This window comes from Streptomyces sp. BK340, assembly GCF_007827595.1.
Lineage (GTDB): Bacteria > Actinomycetota > Actinomycetes > Streptomycetales > Streptomycetaceae > Streptomyces.
In genome coordinates this window covers 61,775-77,425 of sequence record NZ_VISR01000001.1, presented here as the reverse complement: position 1 = coordinate 77,425, position 15,651 = coordinate 61,775, and the positions used below count along the sequence as shown (strand labels likewise).

At 73.0% G+C, this 15,651-nt stretch carries 12 protein-coding genes and 1 riboswitch; of the genes, 2 read left to right on the top strand and 10 right to left on the bottom strand.

What is annotated here, in order from left to right; translation table 11 throughout:
- The first annotated feature begins 2 nt into the window (after nt 1–2).
- Nucleotides 3–734, top strand: coding sequence for a ZIP family metal transporter (locus tag FB157_RS00385; protein ID WP_145874770.1), 732 nt, complete (start codon nt 3–5; stop codon nt 732–734).
- 11 nt (nt 735–745) lie between these two features.
- Here FB157_RS00385 and cobI read toward each other — a convergent pair whose 3' ends face one another.
- The 10 genes from cobI to FB157_RS00335 form a co-directional block, all read right to left on the bottom strand.
- On the bottom strand, nt 746–1,495 hold the full coding sequence (gene cobI, locus FB157_RS00380; RefSeq protein ID WP_145874768.1) for a precorrin-2 C(20)-methyltransferase: 750 nt from the start codon (nt 1,493–1,495) through the stop codon (nt 746–748).
- Nucleotides 1,492–2,871, bottom strand: coding sequence for a cobyrinate a,c-diamide synthase (locus FB157_RS00375; protein WP_145874767.1), 1,380 nt, complete (start codon nt 2,869–2,871; stop codon nt 1,492–1,494). The genes cobI and FB157_RS00375 overlap by 4 nt, the downstream gene beginning before the upstream one ends.
- A complete protein-coding gene (gene cobO / locus FB157_RS00370) occupies nt 2,865–3,464 on the bottom strand; it encodes a cob(I)yrinic acid a,c-diamide adenosyltransferase (RefSeq protein ID WP_145874765.1) in 600 nt (199 codons plus the stop codon). The genes FB157_RS00375 and cobO overlap by 7 nt, the downstream gene beginning before the upstream one ends.
- Nucleotides 3,464–5,476 carry a putative cobaltochelatase gene (locus FB157_RS00365; protein WP_145874763.1) on the bottom strand — a complete coding sequence of 671 codons (2,013 nt, stop codon included), beginning with the start codon at nt 5,474–5,476 and terminating at the stop codon, nt 3,464–3,466. The genes cobO and FB157_RS00365 overlap by 1 nt, the downstream gene beginning before the upstream one ends.
- The gene (gene cobN / locus FB157_RS00360; RefSeq protein ID WP_145874761.1) at nt 5,473–9,126 is read right to left on the bottom strand and encodes a cobaltochelatase subunit CobN; all 3,654 of its coding nucleotides are present in this window, start codon (nt 9,124–9,126) and stop codon (nt 5,473–5,475) included. The genes FB157_RS00365 and cobN overlap by 4 nt, the downstream gene beginning before the upstream one ends.
- On the bottom strand, nt 9,123–10,631 hold the full coding sequence (locus FB157_RS00355; protein ID WP_145874760.1) for a cobyric acid synthase: 1,509 nt from the start codon (nt 10,629–10,631) through the stop codon (nt 9,123–9,125). Before FB157_RS00355 ends, cobN begins: the two co-directional genes overlap by 4 nt.
- The gene (locus FB157_RS00350; protein WP_145874758.1) at nt 10,628–11,572 is read right to left on the bottom strand and encodes a cobalamin biosynthesis protein; all 945 of its coding nucleotides are present in this window, start codon (nt 11,570–11,572) and stop codon (nt 10,628–10,630) included. The genes FB157_RS00355 and FB157_RS00350 overlap by 4 nt, the downstream gene beginning before the upstream one ends.
- Before the next feature lie 100 nt (nt 11,573–11,672).
- A riboswitch (cobalamin riboswitch) is annotated at nt 11,673–11,812 on the bottom strand.
- Between the two features lie 341 nt (nt 11,813–12,153).
- Nucleotides 12,154–12,381 (bottom strand): hypothetical protein, encoded by a 228-nt coding sequence (locus FB157_RS00345; RefSeq protein ID WP_145874756.1) that lies wholly within the window; start codon nt 12,379–12,381, stop codon nt 12,154–12,156.
- 28 nt (nt 12,382–12,409) lie between these two features.
- The gene (locus tag FB157_RS00340) at nt 12,410–13,657 is read right to left on the bottom strand and encodes an inorganic phosphate transporter (RefSeq protein WP_145874755.1); all 1,248 of its coding nucleotides are present in this window, start codon (nt 13,655–13,657) and stop codon (nt 12,410–12,412) included.
- Nucleotides 13,658–13,800: 143 nt separating this feature from the next.
- Nucleotides 13,801–14,562, bottom strand: a complete 762-nt coding sequence (locus FB157_RS00335; RefSeq protein ID WP_145874753.1) for a lysozyme — start codon at nt 14,560–14,562, stop codon at nt 13,801–13,803.
- Nucleotides 14,563–14,749: 187 nt separating this feature from the next.
- Between FB157_RS00335 and FB157_RS00330 the strand changes: the two genes are divergently transcribed.
- Complete coding sequence (locus FB157_RS00330; protein ID WP_145874751.1) at nt 14,750–15,424, top strand: class II aldolase/adducin family protein; 675 nt, start codon at nt 14,750–14,752, stop codon at nt 15,422–15,424.
- The last annotated feature ends 227 nt before the right edge of the window (nt 15,425–15,651 follow it).

The following is a 15,651-nucleotide window of genomic DNA, read 5'->3' as shown; positions in this document are numbered from 1 at the left end:
CTATGGCGGTCTTTGTCGCGCTCGGCGCGTTCCTGATGACGCTGGCCGGCGGCTGGACGGCACAGCGCGTGACCGACCGTCGCCACCTGGTCCTGGGCCTGGCCGGCGGTCTGATGCTGGGTGTGGTCGGCCTGGACCTGCTGCCGGAGGCGCTGCGCGCCGCCGACCGCGAGATCTTCGGCGTACCCGCGGCCCTGCTGCTGTTCGTGGCCGGTTTCCTGCTGGCCCACCTGGTGGAGCGCACCCTGGCGGCGCGCCAGGCGTCGCACGGGGGCGACGAGCACAACCACCGCGCGCCCGAGGTGGGCCTGACGGCCGCCGCCGCGATGGTCGGCCACAGCGCGATGGACGGGGTGGCGATCGGCGCGGCCTTCCAGGTGGGCGGCGGCATGGGTGCCTCCGTCGCGCTCGCCGTGATCGCGCACGACTTCGCCGACGGCTTCAACACCTTCACCATCACGAGCCTGTACGGCAACGCGCGGCGCCGGGCGATAGGCATGCTCGTCGCCGACGCCTTCGCACCCGTCGTGGGCGCGCTGTCGACCGCGTTCTTCCACATCCCCGAACCGCTGCTCGGCGGCTATCTCGGCCTCTTCGGCGGCGTCCTGCTCTATCTCGCCGCGGCCGAGATCCTTCCCGAGGCCCACCACGAGCACCCCGCCCGCTCCACCCTGCTGTGCACGGTGGCCGGCGTGGCCTTCATCTGGCTGGTGGTCGGCATCTCCGGCGGCTGACCGCAGCGTCCTCACAGCTTTCCGCCCCGCCCGCCGTCCCGCCGCGGCGGCGCGATCAGCGTCGACAGGTACGGCAACGGCTCCCCGTCCAGCTCGGCCGCCGCCCGCACCGACTCCTCCGGCAGCCCGAGCGCCGAGCCCCACACGGCGTCCCCGATCCGCCCGGTCTCCCGCAGCACCTCGGCGACCTCGGCGGCCTGCCGCCCGAACTTGTACGCCACGACGGTCCCCGGCCCGGCCAGCGCCTCCTTGAGCACCGCCGAACCCGCCGTCACCGGCACGAGCGTCAGCGGTTCGGTGCCCTCGGTCAGCACCGCCCCGGACCTGGCCGCCAGATCCTGCATGGCGGTGATCCCGGGCACGGTCTCCACCACGACACCCGGCACCAGCTCCGTGATCGTCTGCGCGAGATACGTGAACGTCGAGTACACGTTCGGATCCCCGATGGTGGCGAAGGCGACGGACCCGTGCCGCCGCAGCAGCCCGGCGACCTGCTCGCCCGCCGCGTCCCAGGCGGCCTCCCGCCGGGCCCGGTCGGTCCGCTCGTTCAGCGCGAACACCACCCGGACGACCTTCTCCGCGGGCACGTAGTGCAACACGGTCGCCTCGGCCCGCCCGGGCTCCCCGCCGTCCTTCCCGTCGGCCGCGGCCATCACGGGTACGACGACGACGTCCGCCGCGCGCAGCGCGTTGACCCCCTTGACGGTCACCAGCTCCGGATCACCGGGACCGACCCCGACACCGACCAGCCTGCTGCTCATGACGTCCGGCACCTCTCGACGAACCGACGGGCCACACCGGGCTCGGACGCCCAGTGCGTGTGCAGGTAACTCGCGTGCACGCCCTGCTGTACGAAACCTTCGACCCGCCGCACCGGGGTGCGCACCCCCCAGGCGGGCGCGGGCCCCGCCCCGGGCTCGACGAGAGTGCGGTGGAACTCGTGCCCCCGCATCCGCGTCCCCGCGACGGCCAGCACACTGTCCCCGACGGCGACCGCGTCCCGGTACCCCAGAGTGAGCCGTTCACTCATCCGCGCGGTGGCGTCCAGCACCCCGCACATGGGCTTCCCGTCCAACTCCCGGCAGAGATAGAGCAGCCCGGCACACTCGGCGGCGACGGGAGCACCCCGCTCCGCGAGTGCGGCGACGGCCTTGCGAAGGGGCTCGTTGGCGGACAGCTCGGCGGCGTACACCTCCGGGAAGCCGCCGCCGATGACCAGACCTGCGGTGCCGTCGGGCAGTTGCTCGTCCCGAAGCGGATCGAAGGTGACCACTTCGGCACCGGCTGCGGTCAGCAGCTCGGTGTGCTCGGCGTAGGAGAAGGTGAACGCCTCACCACCGGCAACAGCAACGACCGGACCAGGCCGTTCCGCCAACCGAGTCGGGCGGTGGGTGGGCATGGGTTCGGGGGTCCAGGGGGCGGAGCCCCCTGGTACGGGACCGGCACCCCGGGCAAGTGCTTCCAGCGCGGCCAAGTCGCAACCACGGGCCACCTGCTCACCCATCGCGGCAACAGCCTCGACCGCCGCGGAGTGCCGCTCGGCAACCGGCACCAGCCCCAGATGGCGAGAAGGCGTGTCCACTTGAGCAGCCCGCCGCAGCACACCCAGCACCGGCACCCCGGCCGCGTCCAACGCGTCCCGCAGCAGTTCCTCGTGCCGGTCGGAGCCCACCTTGTTCAGGATCACGCCGCCGACCCGCACCTCCGGATCCCAGGAGGCGAACCCGTGCACCAGCGCAGCCACCGACCGCGACTGCGACGACGCGTCCACGACCAGCACCACCGGCGCCCGCAACAACTTCGCGACATGAGCCGTGGACGCGAGTTCCCCCTCGCCCGCGGCCCCGTCGTACAGCCCCATCACACCCTCGACGACCGCGAGGTCACACCCGGACGCCCCGTGCAGGAACAGCGGAGCCACCAGCTCGGGGCCGCACAGGTACGCGTCCAGGTTGCGCCCCACCCGCCCGGTCGCGAGCGCGTGATACCCGGGGTCGATGTAGTCGGGCCCGACCTTGTGCGCGGACACGGCGAGCCCCCGCGCGGCGAACGCGGCCATCAGCCCCGTGGCGACGGTGGTCTTGCCGCTGCCGGACGACGGCGCGGCAATGACCAGCCGGGGAACGGAACTCACCACTCGATGCCCTTCTGGCCCTTCTGCCCCGCGTCCATCGGGTGCTTGACCTTGGACATGTCGGTGACGAGGTCGGCGAAGTCCACCAGCTTCTCGGGCGCGTTACGACCGGTGATCACCACATGCTGGGTACCCGGCCGGTTCCGCAGGACGTCCACGACCTCGTCCGTGTCCACCCACCCCCAGTGCATCGGGTAGGCGAACTCGTCCAGCACGTACAGCCGGTAGGTCTCGGCCGCCAGGTCCCGCTTGACCTGCTCCCAGCCCTCCCGGGCCTTCTCCTCGTTGTCCATCTGGGCGTCCCGCTGGACCCAGGACCAGCCCTCGCCCATCTTGTGCCAGTCGACGGTGCCGCCCTCACCGGAGGCACCGAGCACGCGCAGCGCGTTCTCCTCGCCGACCTTCCACTTCGCCGACTTGACGAACTGGAACACCCCGATCGGCCACCCCTGGTTCCAGGCGCGCAGCGCGAGCCCGAAGGCGGCGGTCGACTTGCCCTTGCCGATGCCCGTGTGCACGACGACCAGCGGACGGTTGCGCCGCTGCCGGGTCGTCAGCCCGTCGTCCGGCACCACATTCGGCTGCCCCTGCGGCATTACGCGGCCCTCCTCGAAGTCCCGTGCGTCCCCTGCACATCCCTGACCAGCCCGGCGATCGAGTCGGCCCGCAGCTCGTCCAGCGTGACGGCCGTACCGCCCAGCTCACCCGCGAGCTGCCCGGCGAGCCCGAGCCGCACCGGCCCCGACTCGCAGTCCACGACCACCGAGGCGACACCCCCGGCCGCGAACAGCCGGGCCGCCCGCCCCGCCAGCGCGACCGGCTCCGGGCCACCGGTGGCCCGCCCGTCGGTCACGACCACGACCAGCGCCCGCCGCGCCGGATCCCGCAGCCGCTCCACCCGCAGCACCTCGTGCGCCTTGAGCAGCCCCGCCGCCAGCGGCGTACGGCCGCCCGTCGGCAGCGACTCCAGCCGGGCCGCCGCGGCGTCCACCGACGAGGTCGGCGGCAGGGCCACATCCGCCGCCGCGCCCCGGAAGGTCACCAGGCCCACCTTGTCCCGCCGCTGGTAGGCGTCCAGCAGCAGGGACAGCACGGCACCCTTCACGGCGCTCATCCGCTGCCGTGCCGCCATCGACCCGGACGCGTCGACCACGAACAGCACGAGGTTCCCCTCGCGCCCCTCCCGCGTCGCCTGCCGCAGATCGTCCCGGCGCAGCACCAGCCCGGGCCCGGACCGCCCGCGCGCCCGCTGGTGCGGGGCCGCGGCCAGCACGGTCGCCGCCAGGTGCAGCTTGGTGAGCGTGCCACGCGGCCGCCGGGCCCCGGTGGTCCGCCCGTGCTCGGTCCGCGCGCGCGAGCGCCGCCCGGCGGCACCCTCGCCGAGGCCGGGCACGCTCAGCACCTTCGTACGGAACGGCTCGGCGGCCCGTACGGCCTGCTGCTCCTGTGCGCCGGAGGCCTGCGGCTGCCCGCCCTCACCGGCCTCGGGCCGCGCTGCGGTGTCGCCGCCGCCCTGCGGACCGCCGTCGGACTGCGGCGGCTGCCCACCGCCCCCGCCGGGGCCGTCGGGATCGGGGTCGGGGTCCTCGTCGTCCGAGCCGCCGAACTCCTCCAGGGTCTCGTCCAGCTTGTCCTCGTCGAGACCCGGCGCGTCGAACGGATTGCGCCGGCGCCGGTGCGGCAGCGCCAGCAGCGCCGCCTGCCGCACGTCCTCGGCGAGCACGTCCGTCCGCCCGGCCCAGGCGGCCAGCGCGGTCGCCGTACGCGCCATGACGATGTCGGCACGCATGCCGTCCACCTCGAAGGCCGCGCAGGTCGCCGCGATCTGCCGCAGCGCCCCGTCGCCCAGCCGCACCTGCGGCAGCAGCTCGCGCGCGGCCACGATCCGGGACCGTACGGCGGCCTCCTCGTCGGCCCACCGGGCGGCGAAGCCCGCCGGGTCGTCGTCGTAGGCGAGCCGCCGCCGTACGACCTCCACCCGCTGGTCGGGCTCCCGCGAGGCCGCGACCTCCACGGTCAGCCCGAACCGGTCGAGCAGCTGCGGCCGCAGCTCGCCCTCCTCCGGGTTCATGGTGCCGACGAGCAGGAACCGGGCCGCGTGCCGCACCGAGACGCCCTCGCGCTCGACGTAGGACGCGCCCATCGCCGCCGCGTCCAGCAGCAGGTCGACCAGGTGGTCGTGGAGCAGGTTGACCTCGTCGACGTAGAGGATCCCGCGGTGCGCGTCGGCCAGCAGGCCCGGCTCGAACGCCTTCACGCCCTCCGCCAGCGCCCGCTCGATGTCCAGCGCGCCCACCAGCCGGTCCTCGGAGGCGCCGACGGGCAGCTCGACCATCCGCGCGGGCCGCGCCGCACCGGCCCCGGCCTCGTGCGGGCCGTCCGGGCAGGACGGGTCCGGCGCCGCCGGGTCACAGGAGAAACGGCACCCGGCGACCACGGACACCGCGGGCAGCAGTGCCGAAAGGGCCCGTACGGCCGTCGACTTGGCGGTGCCCTTCTCGCCGCGCACCAGCACACCGCCGACCGCCGGCGACACGGCGTTCAGCAGCAGCGCGAGCCGCAGGTCGTCCTGGCCGACGACGGCCGTGAACGGAAACGGGGTACTCACTTCTCGTCGCCCTCCAAGTCGCCTTCCAGCTCCAGGTAGGTGGCGCGCAGCCGCTCCAGGGTCTCCGCGTCCGGCTCGGCCCACAGCCCGCGGTCCGCCGCCTCGAGCAGCCGCTCGGTGATCCCGCGCAGTGCCCACGGGTTGGACTTCTTCATGAAGTCCCGGTTCTCCGGGTCGAAGACGTACTCCGCGCTGAGCTTCTCGTACATCCAGTCGTCGACCACGCCCGCCGTCGCGTCGTAGCCGAACAGGTAGTCCACGGTCGCCGCCATCTCGAAGGCGCCCTTGTAGCCGTGCCGGCGCATCGCCGCCATCCAGCGCGGGTTGACCACCCGCGCACGGAAGACGCGGTGCGTCTCCTCGCCGAGCGTGCGGGTCTTCACCTGGTCGGGCACGGCGCTGTCACCCACGTAGGCCTCGGGGTTGGCGCCGGTCAGGTGACGGACCATGGCGACCATGCCGCCGTGGTACTGGAAGTAGTCGTCGGCGTCGACCAGGTCGTGCTCGCGGGTGTCGACGTTCTTCGCCGCGACCGCGATCCGCTTGAACGCGGTCTCCATGTCCCCGCGCGCCGCCCGCCCGTCGAGCCCGCGCCCGTACGCGTAGCCGCCCCACACCGCGTACACCTCGGCGAGGTCGGCGTCGGAGCGCCAGTTGCGCGCGTCGATCAGCGGCAGCAGACCGGCGCCGTACGCGCCCGGCTTGGAGCCGAAGACCCGGGCCGTGGCGCGCCGCCGGTCACCGTGCTCGGCGGTGTCCTCGTCGGCGTGGGCCTTCACGAAGTTCTGCCCGGCGGGCTCGTCCAGCTCGGCCACCGCCCGCACCGCGTCGTCGATCAGCCCGACCACATGCGGGAACGCGTCCCGGAAGAAGCCGGAGATGCGGACCGTGACGTCGATGCGCGGCCGCCCCAGCTCGGCCAGGGGAATCACCTCGAACCCCGTCACCCGGCGCGAGGCCTCGTCCCACACCGGACGGCAGCCCAGCAGCGCCAGGATCTCGGCGATGTCGTCGCCCTGGGTGCGCATCGCCGAGGTGCCCCACACCGTGAGGCCGACGGACTTCGGGTACTCGCCCGTGTCCTGCAGATACCGCTGCACCAGCGAGTCGGCGAGCGACTGGCCGACCTCCCAGCTCAGCCGGGAGGGAATGGCCTTGGGGTCGACCGAGTAGAAGTTGCGGCCGGTCGGCAGTACGTTGACCAGACCGCGGGTGGGGGAGCCGGAGGGCCCCGCGGGCACGTAACCGCCGTCCAGCGCCCGCAGGATGTGGCCGATCTCGTCGGTCGTGCGGGCGAGCCTGGGGACCACCTCGGTGCACGCGAACTCCAGCACCGCGACCGCGTCCGGGAGTTCGGTGCCGAGGACCTCACGGATGAGCGGCACACTCTCGGCGACCGCCCAGTCGCGGGCCTCCATGCCCTCCGCGATCCGCCGGCACAGCTGCTCCAGCAGGTCGATCGCGTCGGCGGCCGTACGGGACGGGCCTTCCACGAGGTCCGTCAGCTCGGCCGGCACCTTCACCGGCGCGCCCGGTTCGGCAAGCAACTCCTTCTCCACGAGCCCGAAGTACTCGGCCAGCGAGGCCCGCAGCCCCGGCAGCGCGTTCGCCTGCCCGCCCCACACCTGCGAGGCGCGCAGCACGGCGAGGACCAGGTTCACGCGCGGCTCGCCGACCGGACCGCCGCCCAGGATGTGCAGCCCGTCCCTGATCTGCACGTCCTTGATCTCGCACAGATAGCCGTCGATGTGCATGACGAACTCGTCGAAGTCGTCGTCCTCCGGCTGCTCGTCCACATGCAGGTCGTGGTGCAGCTCGGCCGCCTTGACCAGCGTCCAGATCTGGGCCCGCACGGCCGGTGCCTTCGCCGGGTCCAGGTCGGAGACGAGCGCGTACTCGTCCAGCAGCTGCTCCAGCTTGGCCAGGTCGCCGTAGGTGTCGGCACGGGCCATCGGCGGCACCAGGTGGTCGACCACCGTGGCGTGCCCGCGCCGCTTGGCCTGCGTGCCCTCGCCGGGGTCGTTGACGATGAACGGGTAGATGAGGGGCAGCTCGCCGAGGACGGCGTCCGGGGCGCAACGGGCGCTCAGTCCGAGCCCCTTGCCCGGCAGCCACTCCATCGTGCCGTGCTTGCCCATGTGCACGATCGCGTCGGCGCCGAAGCTGTTCTCGAGCCAGCGGTAGGCCGCCATGTAGTGGTGCGACGGCGGCATGTCGGGGTCGTGGTAGATCGCGATCGGGTTCTCGCCGAAGCCGCGCGGCGGCTGGATCATCACGACGACGTTCCCGAACTGCAGGGACGCGAGCACGATCTCGTCCCCGTCGACGTACAGGCCGCCCGGCGGCTCCCCCCACGCCTCCAGCATCGCGCCCCGCAGCTCAGGGTCGAGCTTGTCGAACCACGCCCGGTAGTCGGCGAGCGGCACCCGCGCCGGGGCGGCGGCCAGCTGCTCCTCGGTGAGCCACTCGACGTCGTGCCCGCCGGCCTCGATCAGCCGGTGGATCAACTCGTCGCCGTTGTCCGGGTATGCGGTGAGCCCGTACCCGGCTTCCTTCAGGGCGTCCAGGACGCGCACCGCCGACGCGGGCGTGTCCAGGCCGACCGCGTTGCCGACCCGGGAGTGCTTGGTCGGGTAGGCGGTGAAGACCAGCGCGATCTTCTTGTCCGCGTTCGGCCTGTGCTTCAACTGCGCGTGCCGTACGGCGATCCCGGCCACCCGCGACGCCCGCTCGGGGTCGGCGACGTACACCGGGACCTCGTCCGGCCCCTGCTCCTTGAAGGAGAACGGCACCGTGACGAGCCGGCCGTCGAACTCCGGGATCGCGACCTGCATCGCCGCGTCCATGGGGGAGAGGGCGGCGTCCGACTCGTCCCAGGCGGCCCGCGAGGAGGTGAGGCAGAGGCCCTGCAGCACCGGGACGTTCAGGTCGGCGAGCGCCCCGATGTCCCAGGACTCCTCGTCGCCGCCCGCCGAGGCCTGCGAGGCGTGCGTACCGCCGGCCGCCAGGACGGTGGCGACCAGGGCGTCGGCCTGCCCCAGCAGCTCGTACAGGCCGGCGTCCGCGCCGCGCAGCGAACCGCAGTACACGGGCAGGGCGTTGGCCCCCCGCGCCTCGATCGCCTCGCACAGCGTGTCCACGAAGGCGGTGTTGCCGCTCAGTTCGTGCGCCCGGTAGAAGAGGACGCCCACGGTCGGCCGGCCGTCCCGGATCTCGTACGAACCGTGCAGGCCGTACTCGGGCATCTTCCGCGGCTCTTCGAAGCCCTCACCGGTCAGCAGCACGGTGTCGGACAGGAACCGGGCCAGCTCGGTCAGGTTCGCGGGCCCGCCCTCGACCAGGTACTTCAGGGCCTCCGCCACGACACCCGCCGGTACGGACGACTCGGCCATCAGCTCGGCGTCCGGCACGGTCTCGCCGCCCAGCAGCACGGTCGGCACGCCGGACGCCCGGAGTGCGGCCAGCCCGTCCTCCCAGGCGCGCTTGCCGCCCAGCAGCCGTACGACGGCGATGTCCGCGCCCTCGACGAGGCCCGGCAGCTCCTCCGCGACGTCCACCCGGGTCGGGTTCCCGATCCGGTAGCCGGCGCCGGAGGCCCGGGCCGCCAGCAGATCGGTGTCGGCGGTCGACAACAACAACACTGTGCTCATGCGGGCGCTCCCGGTGGAATGAAAGGCAGTCCTTGCGGCGCGCCCGACTCGATGAGCCGCCAGAGCGCGTCCGTGTCCGCGTGCTGTTCGATCAGGTCGCCGAGCCGGTCGAGCTGCTCCTCGCGCAGCGCGGCGAACGAGGTGTCGGGGGCCGGTACGAAGCGGCGTCCCGCGGCGGCCGCCACCTCGCGCAGGAAGGCCCGCCGGAAACCGTCCGACTCCAGCGAGCCGTGCCAGTGCGTGCCCCAGGTCTGACCGACCCGGCAGCCGTCCATGAAGGCTTCCCCGCCCTCTATGGAGGCGACCCCGTGATGGATCTCGTAGCCCTCGACCCGCTCCCCGAGGGCTTCCCCGGTCGGCCGGGTGAGGGTCTTCTCGCGGGCGAACCGCACCCGCACGGGCAGCAGGCCGAGTCCGGGAACGGCCCCGGCGCGCGACTCGACCTCGTCCTCGATGTGCTCGCCGAGCACCTGGAAGCCGCCGCAGATGCCGAGAATCGGGCGCTGCTCGGCGGCCCTGCGCACCAGTGCGTCCGCGAGGCCCCGCTCCCGCAGCCACTCCAGCGCCCGTACGGTCCCGCGTGTGCCCGGGACCACGACCAGGTCCGCGTCCGCCAGCTCCTCCGGCCGGTCCACGAACCGCACGACGACGCCCGGTTCGGCGGCCAGCGCGTCCACGTCCGTGAAGTTGGACATGAGCGGGACCGCGCAGACGGCGACCCGCAGCACGTCCTCGCCGACGGGCGGGGCGGTGTTCGACTCCCGCACGGTCCCGCGCAGGGAGACACGGAGCCCGTCCTCCTCGTCGATGCCGAGCCCGTGCCGGAACGGCAGCACGCCGTAGGTGTGCCGCCCGGTGAGCCCGTGCAGCATGTCCAGCCCCGGTTCCAGCAGGCCGACGTCACCCCGGAACTTGTTGACCAGGAACCCGGCGACCAGCTCCTGGTCCTCCCGGGACAGCAGCGCCACGGTCCCGAAGAAGGAGGCGAACACGCCCCCGCGGTCGATGTCGCCCACCACCAGCACGGGCAGCCGCGCGTTCCGCGCGATCCCCATGTTCACGATGTCGGTGCGCCGCAGATTGATCTCCGCGGGCGAACCGGCCCCCTCACAGATCACCGCGTCATACGTGCCCCGCAACTCGGCAAGACAGTCCAGCACCGTGCCGAGCAGCCGCTGCTGGCGCCCCCCGTGGTACCCGCGCGCGCTCAGCTCGCCCACCGGCTTGCCGAGCAGCACGACCTGGCTGCTCTGCTCGCCACCGGGCTTGAGCAGCACGGGATTCATCAGCGCGGTCGGCTCGACACGGCAGGCCTGGGCCTGCATGGCCTGAGCCCGTCCGATCTCGGCGCCCTCCCGGGTCACGAACGAGTTGAGGGACATGTTCTGCGCCTTGAAGGGCGCGACCTTGACGCCCCGGCGCACCAGCCACCGGCAGATCCCGGCCGTCACGACGCTCTTGCCGGCGTCGGAGGTGGTGCCGGCCACGAGCAGACCACCGTTCACTTCCCACGTCCCTTCACGAGTCGGCGCGCGGCGACCGTGACGCCGAGCGCGAGCAGGCCGACCCGGCGGGAGAGCCGTACGGCCCGGTCGATGTCGGTGACCCGGACGGCCCGCCCGGTGTCCCCGCCCAGCACGGGCCGGTGTTCGACCCGCCCGCCGTAGGAGAGCGTCCCGCCCAGCCGCACGCCGAGGGCACCCGCGAACGAGGCCTCGACGGGCCCGGCGTTGGGGCTCGGGTGCCTGTGGGCGTCGGCCCGCCAGGCCCGCACGGCGCCGCGGGGGTCCGGTCCGGCCGCGGCGGCGAGCACGGCGGTCAGCCGCGCCCCCGGCCAGCCGGCGAGGTCGTCGAGCCGGGCGGAGGCCCAGCCGTAGCGCCGGAAGCGGGCCGACCTGTGGCCCACCATCGCGTCCAGGGTGTTGACGGCCCGGAACCCGAGCAGCCCCGGTACCCCGCCCACCGCACCCCAGACGAGCGCGCCCACGACGGCGTCCGAGGTGTTCTCGGCGACGGACTCGACCACGGCCCGGGCGATCCCGTCGGCGTCGAGGGCCTGCGGGTCCCGTCCGCACAGATGCGGCAGCCGCGCCCGCGCCGCCTCGACGTCCCCGGCCTCCAGCGCACGACCGACGGTCCGTGCCTCCCGGGCGAGCGAAGTACCCCCGACCACGGCCCAGGTGGCGGCGGCGGTCAGCGCGACGGAAGCGACGGTGGAACGGCGCACGGCCCGCTCGGCCACGGCACCCAGCGCGACGGCACCTCCGGCGCACACGGCGGTGTGCAGCGCACCCCAGCCGCGGTGGTCGTGCCACAGCGCGCGCTCCACGGCGGCGGCAGCCCGCCCGAACGCGGCGACCGGATGACCACGGCGCGGATCACCGAGGACCAGGTCGCCGACGAGGCCGGCGGCGGCGCCGTACGCGTAGAAGCGATCGGCACCCATCGGCTCAGCCGGCCGTGGGGGCAGGCAGGGCCTGGTTACTGAACCTCAATCGGCAGCCGCGCATGGCGATATGTCCTCACTCAGGGTGTCCGCGCCCTGGTTCGACTAGACCGGCGGTGAGAGTTCCTGGCTCCCGGGGTGTTCTTCCCCGGTGACAGTGGCGGGACCGCGCCGGATTCGCACCGGCTTCCTCTCTGCCGCCGTACATGGCCCGGGCAGTCCACCACGCGCCCGGAAGGGCCGTCAACTTGCCTTTGACCTGGGATGCCGGACTGTGCTGAGGCCCACATCGCCGGCGTGACGGGCGGCGCCGCGCGGCCGGGTCGCGGTGAATTCGGTTCCCTCGGGCGGCAATCGGGGATCCCGCCCGTGCTCACGGACCGTCATCACCCGTACGGGTGCATAGGTCTTATACGGGGTCCAACGGCCGTCGGAGGGGACACACGGTGGCGTACATGGGCGAGATGCTGCCGGACGGCAGCCGGGTGGCGCTGCCGGAGCCTGCGGACATGCGGACATGCGTCCGCCCTGTCGTTCCGGCTGAAGCGGTACCGACAGGGCGGACGATGTGGACTACGGCGTCAGGGCTTCGCCACGATCAGATAGATCCCGTACGCCACCGCAGCGGCACAGGCCGCGAAGCACACGTACGCACCGGTCACGGCCAGCGCGGCGGACCCGCCCTGCTCCGTGGCCTTCTCGCGGCGCGACAGGCCGTTGACGCCGAGGGTGAACAGGGCCACCAGGCCCACCGTGAACGCGAGGCTGACGCCGAAGACGGAGCCGAGGGCCGCCCAGTCGATCTTCATGGGGATGCTTCCTTCAGTTTCCGGGCGGTCAGACTGCGGCGGCCGGCGGAGCCGCCGGGGCCGGTTCGGTGGTGGCCTGAGCCGGGATCGTGGCCGACAGGTCCTCGGCGACGGTGCCCGTGGGCGGCGGGATCACCGCGGCGATGGCGGTGGTCACCACACCGGCCGGCTCCGCCGTGTCGTCGACGACGTTGGTGTGGTCGACGACCTCGCGGCGGGAGATCTTCCAGATCGCGGCGCTGGCGCCGACCAGGAAGACGGCGACGGCGGCGGTGCCCCAGTCACCCAGGTCCGTGACGGACTCGGCGCCCGCGCCGACCAGCGCGGCGGCCGGCAGGGTCAGCGCCCAGGCGATGAACATGCGGGTCGCGGTGGACCAGCGGACCACACCGCCCTTGCGGCCCAGACCCGCACCCATCACCGAGCCGGAGACGACGTGGGTGGTGGAGAGGGAGAAGCCGAGGTGCGAGGAGGCCAGGATGGCCGTGGCCGCGCTGGTCTGGGCGGCGAAGCCCTGTCGCGGCTCGAGGTCGGTCAGGCCCTTGCCCATGGTGCGGATGATGCGCCAGCCGCCGATGTAGGTGCCGAGCGCGATGGCCAGACCCGCGGAGAGGATGACCCAGGTGGGAGGGTTGGAGCCGGGGGCGATGGCACCGCCCGCGATGAGGGCGAGGGTGATGATGCCCATCGTCTTCTGCGCGTCGTTGGTGCCGTGGGCGAGGGAGACCAGACCGGCGGAGGCGATCTGACCGGCGCGGTAGCCCTTGCGGGTGGCCTCGCCTTCGGCGTTCTTGCCGATGCCGTAGGAGAAGCGGGTGGCCAGCGTCGCGGCGAGACCCGCGACGATCGGCGCGGCGACCGCCGGGAGCAGCACCTTGGTGACCAGTACGTCACTGTGGACGGCACCGAAGCCCGCGGAGGCGACGGTGGCGCCGATCAGGCCGCCCATCAGGGCGTGCGAGGAGCTGGACGGCAGTCCCACCAGCCAGGTCAGCAGGTTCCAGAGGATCGCGCCGACCAGGGCGGCGAATATGACCTCGGGACGGATGCCGTTCTCATCGACAAGGCCCTTGGAGATCGTGTTGGCGACCTCCACGGAGAGGAAAGCGCCTACAAGGTTGAGGGCGGCGGACATGACCACCGCGACCTTGGGCTTGAGTGCACCGGTCGAGATGGTGGTGGCCATCGCGTTGGCGGTGTCATGAAAACCGTTCGTGAAATCGAACGCGAGTGCGGTTACCACCACAATCGCGAGGATCAGCGAGAAGTTTTCCATTTACCCAGGCAATCGTTCGAGGTCGTTGGCTGTTGGACCGTAGGCAACCTGGGTGAACGGAAGGTGAACTGGGGCGGGCGTCAGGGTGTCGTCATGGGGTGGCTGGAATTCCGTTCGAGTCCGGCACTCCAGGCGCCCCTTGGCTACCAACCCCGCGCGAAGGCCCGCAGCCGGCTCGGCGGCCCGTTGAAGAGATTCTGGTCACCCGGCAGGCCGCCCTCCGTGCCGAACTGCCAGAAGGTCCAGTGCGTCCAGCCGCCCGGCAGTTCTCCCGGGTCCGACGTGCCGTGCCGGGCGATCCACAGGGGGTGGTCGGCCGCGAAGGCGCGACTGTCGCCGGTGCAGGCCTCCCACCAGTGGGCGGTGGTGTAGATGACCGGGCGCCGGCCGGTCTCCCGCTCGACCTCGTCGCTGAAGGAGTGGATCCAGTCGACCATCCGCTCCGGGTCCAGCCCGTAGCACTTGTGCTCGTCGTCGTACGGGTTGTACTCGATGTCGAGCGCGGGCGGCAGCGTCCAGCCGTCCGCGCTCCAGTCCCCGCCGTGCTGCACGAAGTACGCGGCCTGCTCGGCGCCCGAGGAGCGGTCCGGCCGGGCGAAGTGGTACGCGCCCCGGACCAGGCCCGCCTCGCGCGCGCCCTCGTACTGCCGGTCGAAGTAGGGGTTGCGGTAGCTCGTGGCCTCGGTCGCCTTGATGTAGGTGAACCGTGCGCCGTCCGACCGGGCCGCGGGGAAGTCGACGTGCTTCTGGTGGGACGACACGTCGTGGCCCCGGAGGGGGCCCACGGCGGACGCCGGTGACCCGGCTGCCACGGCCTGGGTGCCCGAGAGGGCGAGCGCGGCGGTGGCGGCCGCGAGAACGCCCGCGCGGCGACGGGAGCGGGAGGCGGTGCGAGCACGAGGCATGTGTCCCCCTGGAGTGGCGGTGGAACGTCGGCCGGCGGGTAGGAGGATCATTGAATGCCTGATGATCACTTGAATCATGATGTTTTCGGGTGTTTCGCGGCGGTCTTCACCCGTTCGGCGGTGCGGGTTCCGGCCTGAAGCACGCCGACGGGCAGCTCCGGGCCGGGCCGGCTGGCAGGATCGCGGCATGGCTGAACAGCGGCGGGAAGCGGAACGGGAAGCGGAAGCGGCGCGCGTCTGGGAGGCGCTGGTCGCCACGGCCCGCCGGACGGTAGCCGACGGACTGGTCGTCGGCACCTCGGGAAACGTCTCGGCACGCGTCGGGGACGTCGTGCTGGTCACCCCTTCGGGTGTGCCCTACGACCGGCTGGGCCCGGACGACATCACCGGCGTCGACCTCGACGGGCGGCAGGTGCTCGGCACGCTCGCGCCGACCAGCGAACTGCCCATGCACCTCGCCGTCTACCGCACCACCGACGCCCGGGCCGTGGTCCACACCCACGCCGTGCACGCCACGGCCGTCTCCACCCTCGTGGCCGAGCTGCCGCCGATCCACTACATGGCCGGCGCCCTCGGCGGCCGCGTGCGCGTCGCCCGCTACGCGACCTACGGCACCGACGAGCTGGCCGCGAACATGCTCGACGCCCTCGCCGACCGCTCCGGCTGCCTTCTGCAGAACCACGGCGCGATCACCTACGGCACCAGCCTCGACCAGGCCTACGACCGCACCGCCCAGCTGGAGTGGATGTGCCGCGTGTGGCTGACGGCATCGTCCGCGCCGGGCCTGACGCCCTCCCTGCTGACGGACGGACAGATGGAGGAGGCCGGCGCACGTCTGAAGGGCTACGGCCAACGCGGCTGACCCGGCGGCTCGTCCGCCTCCGTCGCCTCGCAGCTCGCAGCTCGCAGCTCGCAGCTCACTGCGCCGGCCCGGCCCGTCGGCTCTCTTCGCCGCGGCGGCGTTCGGCCACGGCGCACGTTTCCGGGACGGAGCCCGGCCGCCGCGCACGCCCGCGGCGGTGCCACGCCCCCCCGCACCCCGCCGGATCCCGGCCACCCTCGCCGTTCCGCTGGCCCGTATCGAGAACC

Bases quoted from the DNA above. Each gene is read 5' to 3' on its own strand.
- FB157_RS00385 (WP_145874770.1), top strand. From the start codon at position 3: ATGGCGGTCTTTGTCGCGCTCGGCGCGTTCCTGATGACGCTGGCCGGC.
- cobI (WP_145874768.1), bottom strand. From the start codon at position 1,495: ATGAGCAGCAGGCTGGTCGGTGTCGGGGTCGGTCCCGGTGATCCGGAG.
- cobO (WP_145874765.1), bottom strand. From the start codon at position 3,464: ATGCCGCAGGGGCAGCCGAATGTGGTGCCGGACGACGGGCTGACGACC.
- cobN (WP_145874761.1), bottom strand. From the start codon at position 9,126: ATGAGCACAGTGTTGTTGTTGTCGACCGCCGACACCGATCTGCTGGCG.
- FB157_RS00350 (WP_145874758.1), bottom strand. From the start codon at position 11,572: ATGGGTGCCGATCGCTTCTACGCGTACGGCGCCGCCGCCGGCCTCGTC.
- FB157_RS00345 (WP_145874756.1), bottom strand. From the start codon at position 12,381: ATGAAGATCGACTGGGCGGCCCTCGGCTCCGTCTTCGGCGTCAGCCTC.
- FB157_RS00340 (WP_145874755.1), bottom strand. From the start codon at position 13,657: ATGGAAAACTTCTCGCTGATCCTCGCGATTGTGGTGGTAACCGCACTC.
- FB157_RS00335 (WP_145874753.1), bottom strand. From the start codon at position 14,562: ATGCCTCGTGCTCGCACCGCCTCCCGCTCCCGTCGCCGCGCGGGCGTT.
- FB157_RS00330 (WP_145874751.1), top strand. From the start codon at position 14,750: ATGGCTGAACAGCGGCGGGAAGCGGAACGGGAAGCGGAAGCGGCGCGC.